Below are 7,777 nucleotides of genomic sequence, written 5' to 3'. Positions count from 1 at the left end.
CCCGTGAATCCTGCCTTAGCGGGAAGCTTCTTCCTGCTGGGTGGCGTTGCGGGAGGCCTGCTTGCCGGCCTCTTCCAGCGCCTGCGCAACCTTGGCAAGGGCGGCGGCGTGCTGTCCGGACCATTCGCTGCGGAACTTGTCTGCGTCCGGGCCCTTCCAGTCGGTGCCCTGGAGCACCTTGGTCAGCAGGGACTTCTGCTTTTCGATCTCAGCCGAACCCGCCTGAAGCTTGGTGCCCAGGTTCTTCAGCTGGGCAATGTCTGCACCCCAAATAGCCATTCGATATCTCCTTCAATCAACGGACCCGATCCAGTCGGCATCCCCAGCGGCCTCCGGCTCGTCCGGAAGATCCATTGCCTAAAAGCTATCCTCCAACCCAAAACGGTGTCGATGGGCACCGCTCCCCATGCAGCCCTCCCATGGGTGCCGCGCCCCTCCCGAATGGTGCCCGGAGGGTCGATCCCAGGCGGTCCAGAGCCTAGCATGGGGGTATGTGCCGGAACATCCATACACTTCACAACTACGAACCGCACGCCACGTCGGAGGAGGTGCACGCCGCGGCCCTGCAGTACGTGCGCAAGATCAGCGGCAGCACCAAGCCCTCCAAGGCCAACGAGGAAGCCTTCGAACGTGCCGTGCATGAGGTGGCGCACGCAACGCAGCACCTGCTCGACGCCCTCGTGACGCACGCGCCGGCGAAGGACCGGGCCGAGGAAGCTGCGAAGGCCAAGGCCAGGGCGGCGGTCCGCTTCGGCGCCGCCTGACCCCGCCGCTACTTCCCAGGCCGGGCGAACCTGCGAAGCCGGAGCGAGTTGGCCACCACCAGCACTGAGCTTGCGGCCATGGCACCGCCGGCGATCATCGGGTTGAGCAGCGCCAGCGCAGCTACCGGGATGCCTACGGCGTTGTAGAAGAACGCCCAGAAAAGATTGGTCTTGATGGTGGCCAGCGTGCGGCGCGAAAGCTCGATGGCGGTCGCCACCTGGCCGAGGTCGTCGCCCATGACCGTGAGGTCCGCTGCCTCGATGGCCACGTCGGTGCCGGAGCCCATTGCGATGCCCAGGTCCGCCTGAGCCAGCGCAGCGGCGTCGTTCACGCCGTCACCCGCCATGGCCACCGTTGCGCCGCCGGCCTGCAGTCGGCGGACTGCGTCCACCTTGCCCTCGGGCAGGACGCCGGCGAATACGTCGTCCGCGGGAATCCCGACGGCGGCAGCCACCTGCGCGGCGACGGCGCCATTGTCACCGGTCAGCAGGATGGGCCGCAGCCCAAGCCCCTTGAGCCGGCTGATTGCTGCCTCGGAGCCGGGCTTGATGGTGTCGCGCAGACAGATGATGCCCGCGGCCCCGCCGTCCACCGCGACCCAGATGGCTGTGGCCCCGGAGTGTTCGGCGGAGCGGAGTGCGCGGTGGTTTTCGGGGGTCAGGCCGACGCCGTTTTCCTCGAGCCAGCCGGTCCGGCCGGCGACCACCGGCCGCCCTGCCACGGTGCCCACCACTCCGCCGCCCGGTGCTGAACGGAAGCCGACGACGGCGGGGAGCCCGGCGCCGTCGTCCGTCCGGAGGCTCATGGCAGGGACGTCGGCCCGTGCGGCAGCGGCGATGGCGTGCGCTATCGGATGCTCCGAGGCAGCTTCCACCGCGCCGGCGAGCCGCAGTACATCGGCGTCGCTGAACGGGGGAAAGGAAAGGGTGGCGTCAACGGCAAGCTGCCCGCTGGTGACGGTGCCGGTCTTGTCCAGCAGAATGGTGTCCACCGTGCGGGTGTCCTCCAGCACCTGAGGGCCCCTGATGAGAATGCCCAGCTGCGCGCCGCGCCCGGTTCCGGTCAGAAGGCCCACCGGAGTGGCCAGACCCAGGGCGCAGGGGCAGGCGATCACGAGGACCGCCACGGCTGCCGTGAACGCCGTACGCAGCTCTTGACCGCTGACGTCCGGGCCGGCAACCAGCAGCCAGCCGGCGAACGTGAGGACGGCTATGGCCAGGACGACGGGCACGAACACCGCGCTGATGCGGTCCGCGAGCCTGGCGATCGGGGCCTTGCCGGTCTGGGCCTGGGCCACGAGCCTGCCCATCTGGGCCAGCGTGGTTTCAGCGCCGACGCGCGTGGCACGGACCAGCAGCCGGCCGGAGGCGTTGATGGTGGCACCCGTGACGGGGCTGCCGGGGCCCACTTCAACGGGTACGGATTCTCCGGTGACCAGCGACGCGTCGATGGCGGAGGAACCGCTGACAACGACGCCGTCGGTGGCGATTTTCTCACCGGGCCGCACCACAATGACGTCGTCCACGGAGAGCTGAGCGGCCGGAATTTTCACTTCTGCGCCGTTGACGAGCACCGTGGCATCCTTGGCGCCGAGGTTGAGCAGCGCCTTGAGGGCGTCCCCGGCTTTGGCTTTGGCGTTCGCCTCAAGGAACCGGCCCAGCAGCAGGAATGTGGTGACGACGGCAGCGACCTCGAAGTACAGGCCGCCGGAGCCTGTGCCTTCCATCCGTTCCATGGCTGGATTCCCGGTGATGCCCGGGTCCGCGAGGAGCTGCGCGAGCGAGAAGGCGTAGGCGGCGATGACGCCGAGGGATACCAGCGTGTCCATGGTGGATGCCAGATGCCGGGCATTGATGGCCGCCGCCCGGTGGAACGGCCACGCCGCCCAGCTGACCACCGGCAACGCCAGGGCAGCCACCACCCAGGCCCAGTTCGGGAACTGGAAGGTCGGGAGCATCGAGATCAGGAAGACGGGGACCGTGAGGATGGCCGCGGCGACCAGGCGCGGCTTCAGTGCCGAGGCCGTGCCGCCGTGTGCCATGTGGTCTTCGTGGTCGCCTTGGTGCTCCGCCGCGGCGGCCGAAGGTTGTAAGGCTGGCTTAATCCGGGCCTTGTAGCCTGCTGAGGCTACCTGGTCGGTGATCTGTTGGTCTGTGATTCCGGCCGGGACTGTGACGTGGGCGGATTCCAGGGGGAGGTTGACCGATGCCTGGACGCCGTCGAGCTTGCCGAGTTTCTTTTCCACCCGGTTGACGCAGGATGCGCACGTCATGCCCTCGATCGCGAGTTCGATCACTCTGTCCTCGGGGCTGCCCGGCAGTTGCTCGGTGCTCATTTCGGTTCCTGGTTGGTTTCGCCGGGTGGGATTCAGGCCTCGTTCGCCACCACGAGGTAGCCGGCTTCAGCCACGGCTTCCCCGATTTCGGACGGGGAGAGCTCTTGGGTGGAGGTAATGGTGACCGTGGAGAGGCCGCCCGCATTGAGGGCGATGTCGATCTCCTCGACGCCGGCGAGCGACTCCAGCTCTTCGCTGACGGCCGAGACGCAGTGCCCGCAGGTCATGCCGGAAACGTGGACGGTGGTGGAGATGGTGCTCATTTGCTGGCTCCTCATTAACTGGCTGACAGGGTCGGTCAGCTGGCTTCGGTTGGTGGTCTTGCCGCTACCGCAGCAGGCGTCCAATGGCGTCCGCGGCTTCTTTCACTTTGATGTCTATGGCCTCGGCACGCAGGTCAGGGTCAGGCTCGGCGGCCGCGCCGATAACGCAGTGGCCGATATGTTCCTCGACGAGGCCCAGGCTGACGGCGTGCAAGGCCTTGGTGACGGCCGAGACCTGGGTCAGGATGTCGATGCAGTACTTGTCTTCCTCCACCATGCGGGCGATTCCCCGCACTTGGCCCTCGATCCGGCGAAGCCGGCGGAGATAGGCGTCCTTGTCCGAAGTGTAGCCATGCTGCGGCGGTGACTCTTCGTGCACCGCCGGTGGCGGTCCTTCAGGAGTGCTCATAAGTCCAAGCTATACCCCTGGGGGGTATGAGTCAATGACCCGCTTTTGGTTTTGGGCCCCGCATTGGTGCCCTCGGCCGCCAGTGGGCACAAAAAAGCTCCGGAGTGCGTTATTGGGGGATACGCACTCCGGAGCAGCTTTTTGGGCAGACGCTAAATCAACCTGCGAACACCAGCTTACTTGCCGGTAATGAAGTTCGCCACCACCTCGAATAACTACTTTCGCTTTACTTTTCAGGGGGTGAATTTTGCCACGACAGCACCGGGAATTACGCGGCTACTGAGCGCCGCAACTCTAGTCGGAACCGTCTTCATGGGCGGGTCTCCGGAAGGGCACCACCAGGACGGGCCGGTTTTGGTGGTGGCTGAGCCAGTCACCCACGGACCCATTAAGCGCCTCCGTGATCCGGTGTGCCCAGCCGCGCTCGGCCGTGCCCACAATAATCATCGGTGCGTTGACCTCGGCCGCAAGTCTTCCAAGCGCCCGGGCGGGATCGCCGGCAAGTGTGCGCAGCGTCCACTCCGTGGGCGGCCCGGGCCGGACTGCGGAGCCGATGACGGATTTGAGGCCCTCCGTCACGGATCGGATGTCCTCATCGTCCTTGTCCGGATGCAGCGAAAGGCGGTGGGCAGAGCGCGCCGGATCCCATTCCACGAGGTAGCTTGCCTCGTCCACGTAGGCGCACAGGAGCGGCGCAGCGAGTTGTTGGGCCAGCGTGGCTGCCGTCTTGAGGACTTCGGGATGCTGGCCCGGCATTACGCCGACGAGCAGGGGAGGCGGGCCGCTGAAGCGCTCTGGGGACATACTCCATTGTGTTCCCCGGCACAGGGAATAACTAGGCTTGAACTGGGCGGTTGCCTGCCGGCGGCCGCGTGGCGGATCCCGTAAACCGGGGCGGCGAGGCCACCGTTTTGTCCCTTGTGTCTGGGGTGCAGCACGCATAGCGTTGAGTCGTAGAGAGGCGGCGGGACATGCAGATTTACATGTGGTGGCTTGATCTGGACCTGAAAAGCAAGGAGTGGCTCCGGGAAAACCTCAGGGCCGAGGAACTTCCGCTCTTTGTTGTGCAGGGAATCGCAGAAGCCGGGGGCCCTCATCCGGACACCCCGCAAAGCATCCTGACTGAAGCAGAGTGGGATTTCATCGAGACTCAATCTGAATTCGTGGACTGAGGGCAACCTCAGAGCCCATCAGGCTGCCCTGACAACCGGCATCTCATCCCAGTGCGTCGTGTAGCGGGGTGATCGCATGTCGCGCTTCATGCTCCAATCGACGCCGCTGCGCAGCCCGGCAAACCCGAGTCCGATTGCGCCCCTGCCGTACCTGCGGCTGATTTCCTCCACGAGTGGGCCGATGTTGCCCTCCTCGTGAAGGTTCTCGAACAGTTCCAGGGGCTTCTGGATTCCGGTTGGCCGAAGGTCGGTGACCATGATCCCGGCGCGGACATACTTGCTGCCATCCTGGATGGCGGGCAGGAGCCCGTGCGCTGCCCGTGTCAGGAGCACAGGGTCGGCGGTGGGCATCGGCAGCCGAATGCACACGGACGGAAAGGACTTATCCTGCGGGTTGTACTCTGATGTGCCCGCGAATGCGGTGAGGATCTTGGCCTGCAGCCCATGCCGGGCCAGCCGTGAGCTTGCCTGTTGTGCGTAGACGCTCAGGACCTGGCGCAGCTCAGCGGACGTTGTAATGGGCGTGGAAAAGGAGCGGGAAAAGATCAGCTGATCCCGCCCGATCCGTTCTTCCTCAAGTGGGATGCAGGGTGTTCCCTGCAGTTCGAGCACGGTCCGCGTCGTGACCACGGAGAACCGGTCCCTGATCATCACGGGGTCTGCGCGGCTGAGGTCAAGGATTGAGTGGATGCCGATGGCGTTCAGGCGCCTGGTGAGCCGGGCTTCAGCTTGCCCACCAACGCATCCGGCAGCTGACGGACGAGAACCGCCGTCTGCAGGATCGGCTGGCACGGGCGCATGGAGCGCTGCGCGAGGCCCGGCGTTGACGTCACAGTAGTCCCCGCGTCTCCGTGCACTTGATCGTGCACCGTCCTGGCCGTGAATCGCAGCGGTTTTTGGCGTCGTTCTATCTGCGGGTGTCCGGGTCGTCGCACCGCCGGCAAGGATTATCGTCGCGGCTCTGGCGCAGGGCATGCGACTTCCTGAGCTTGAGGGTTACCCGATTGTCACCGAGCGAACTCGCAAGCGAACTTTCTCAGCGCAGCGGATCAGTACTGGGAGCGGTATCGCCAGAGGTGGGGCAAGTGAAGGTCCGGCCCGAAGGCGTTCACGATTTCCTTGAGCGTCTCGGGGCCGCGGCTATTGCTGAAGACCACGTCGTGACCGGCCTTTACTGAGTGACCGGCTATGGCGCGGGAGAGCGTTCCCGAATCGATCATTCCGGACTTCATGGGCTCGTTCCTTCGCTGGTTGGGGTTGCCCGACGCACCGCCATGCGTGCGTGCCGGGGCCATGCGTCGGCGTATCGGGGTGTTGTCGGCCGTGCGGCCGGCCGGGGGCCTGGCCGGGAGCCCACCTTGTGAGTGGTTGCATCACGCGCCGCCTGTGCGGCATCGGGTCGAGGAGTGGGGCGAGCGGGGACTCGATCTCAGAGATCGAGTCTCCGCACCGGTCGCCGGATTGGTCGATCTGGTCCCGCGGGCCCGGTTACTCCGTTGTTGTCCCGGCCGATCCGGATCGGGAGCGGCGCTTTGACGTGGGTTCAGCCAAGAAACTTAATGCTGAGGGAGAAGTTCTTCTGCCGCTGGGCCTGACCGAGAAGCAGCAGACCCGCTCCTTCCAGCCAGTGCGCGGTCTTCAGGTTACCGGTGACCAACGGGCGCAGTCCGAGGCTCTCGACGAACGAGGACACGGACGCCTTGGCGTTGGCGTCGTCACCGGCGATGAACACATCGAGGGGGCGGCCCTCGACCTCACCGGACGCGAGGACGCCGCCGAAGAGCGTGTTGAACGCCTTGACGACATGCGCCCCCGCAGGGGCGGCCTTTGCGATCTCCTGTGCGGCGGAGCTGTCCTCGGGAGTGACGAGCGCGGCGAACGTGGTGAGATCGAAGGGGTTCGTGATGTCGACGATGACCTTGCCGGTCAGGGCGTCCCCGTACTGGCCGACGATGGACGAGGCGCTGGTGTACGGCACAGCCAGGATGACGATGTCACCGGTGAGCGCGCCGCTTGCGATCGTCCCTGCTGTGGCATGGCTACCGAGTCCGCCGGCCAGGGCGGCAGCCTTGGTACCGTCACGGCCGATGACCTGGACGCTGTGGCCGGCGGCGACCGCCCGGGTGCCGAGGATTCGGGCCATGGTTCCAAGACCGATGATACTGATGCTGCTCATGATGTGTGCCTGCTTTTCATAGTCGAAGCTGAGGAGGGTGTCGGGGGGTGGGAGTCGGTCAGACGTGCGCTGCGGTGGTGCGTTCGGCCGCCTTGGCAAGGCGCGCGACGACGGACTTGAGTTCGGTGGAGATCTCGCTGTCGTCGATCGGGTGGGTGTCGGCGAACCGTGTCAGCGAGTTGGGAATGGAGAGGGTGATGTCCTCAATCACATTGGCCTGCGCGGCTGTTGCTGCCTTCCGGGCATCTTGGTGTGCCCAGACGCCGCCGTACTGGCCGCCCGAGGCGCCGATGACGGCGACGGGCTTTCCGGAGAGGGCGCCGGCTCCGTAGGGGCGGGAGAGCCAGTCGATGGCGTTCTTCAGAACGGCTGACATGGTGCCGTTGTACTCGGGGACGAACAGCAGGAGGGCATCGGCACGCGCGGCGGACTCCCGCAGGGCTGCGGCGTGCTGCGGGATGCTCCCCTCGCTGTCGAGGTCCTCGTTATAGAAGGGCACCTGCTCGAGGTTTTCCTGTATGGACAGCTCGACTAGCTCCGGGGTGAGCTTGGCGGCGGCCTGGGCGAGCTGGCCGTTGTGTGATCCGGCGCGTACGGAACCGACGAGGGCAAGGATGTGGATTGACATGGCGTCTCCTGGTGCTGCTTGTTGAGGCA

Annotated in this window: 10 protein-coding genes and 1 pseudogene; 2 read left to right on the top strand and 9 right to left on the bottom strand. The window is 65.8% G+C overall.

The features are described from left to right. Positions 1–15: 15 nt before the first annotated feature. Positions 16–279: a hypothetical protein gene (locus LQ144_RS22415; RefSeq protein WP_230121454.1), complete on the bottom strand. Its 264-nt coding sequence runs from the start codon at positions 277–279 to the stop codon at positions 16–18. 212 nt (positions 280–491) lie between these two features. On the opposite strand from LQ144_RS22415, the gene LQ144_RS22410 reads away from it, so the two are divergent. Next, on the top strand, positions 492–764 hold the full coding sequence (locus LQ144_RS22410; RefSeq protein WP_230121453.1) for a DUF2277 domain-containing protein: 273 nt from the start codon (positions 492–494) through the stop codon (positions 762–764). An 8-nt stretch (positions 765–772) separates the two neighbouring features. On the opposite strand, the gene LQ144_RS22405 is transcribed toward LQ144_RS22410, so the two are convergent. The 4 genes from LQ144_RS22405 to LQ144_RS22390 all read right to left on the bottom strand — a co-directional run bounded on the left by LQ144_RS22405 (position 773) and on the right by LQ144_RS22390 (position 4,576). Continuing rightward, entirely contained in the window at positions 773–3,100 is a 2,328-nt protein-coding gene (locus tag LQ144_RS22405) for a heavy metal translocating P-type ATPase (RefSeq protein ID WP_230121452.1), read from the bottom strand. Positions 3,101–3,132: 32 nt separating this feature from the next. Further along, positions 3,133–3,363: a heavy-metal-associated domain-containing protein gene (locus tag LQ144_RS22400; RefSeq protein WP_230121451.1), complete on the bottom strand. Its 231-nt coding sequence runs from the start codon at positions 3,361–3,363 to the stop codon at positions 3,133–3,135. Positions 3,364–3,427: 64 nt separating this feature from the next. Beyond that, positions 3,428–3,772: a metal-sensitive transcriptional regulator gene (locus LQ144_RS22395; RefSeq protein WP_230121450.1), complete on the bottom strand. Its 345-nt coding sequence runs from the start codon at positions 3,770–3,772 to the stop codon at positions 3,428–3,430. A 294-nt stretch (positions 3,773–4,066) separates the two neighbouring features. Next, positions 4,067–4,576 carry a universal stress protein gene (locus LQ144_RS22390; RefSeq protein ID WP_230121449.1) on the bottom strand — a complete coding sequence of 170 codons (510 nt, stop codon included), beginning with the start codon at positions 4,574–4,576 and terminating at the stop codon, positions 4,067–4,069. 167 nt (positions 4,577–4,743) lie between these two features. Between LQ144_RS22390 and LQ144_RS22385 the strand changes: the two genes are divergently transcribed. Then, entirely contained in the window at positions 4,744–4,944 is a 201-nt protein-coding gene (locus tag LQ144_RS22385) for a hypothetical protein (protein ID WP_230121448.1), read from the top strand. 18 nt (positions 4,945–4,962) lie between these two features. On the opposite strand, the pseudogene LQ144_RS22380 reads toward LQ144_RS22385, so the two are convergent. The 4 genes and pseudogenes from LQ144_RS22380 to LQ144_RS22365 form a co-directional block, all read right to left on the bottom strand. Then, positions 4,963–5,664: pseudogene (locus tag LQ144_RS22380) on the bottom strand (DUF4113 domain-containing protein); the annotation flags it as partial. Positions 5,665–5,993: 329 nt separating this feature from the next. Then, positions 5,994–6,176: an NAD(P)-binding domain-containing protein gene (locus LQ144_RS22375; protein ID WP_230121447.1), complete on the bottom strand. Its 183-nt coding sequence runs from the start codon at positions 6,174–6,176 to the stop codon at positions 5,994–5,996. A 311-nt stretch (positions 6,177–6,487) separates the two neighbouring features. Then, entirely contained in the window at positions 6,488–7,120 is a 633-nt protein-coding gene (locus LQ144_RS22370; protein ID WP_230121446.1) for an NAD(P)-binding domain-containing protein, read from the bottom strand. A 58-nt stretch (positions 7,121–7,178) separates the two neighbouring features. After that, complete coding sequence (locus LQ144_RS22365; protein ID WP_230121445.1) at positions 7,179–7,748, bottom strand: NADPH-dependent FMN reductase; 570 nt, start codon at positions 7,746–7,748, stop codon at positions 7,179–7,181. Positions 7,749–7,777: the final 29 nt, after the last annotated feature.

Source organism: Arthrobacter sp. Bi83 (genome assembly GCF_918698095.1).
GTDB lineage: Bacteria > Actinomycetota > Actinomycetes > Actinomycetales > Micrococcaceae > Arthrobacter.
This window is presented reverse-complemented; position numbering and strand designations above follow the sequence as displayed.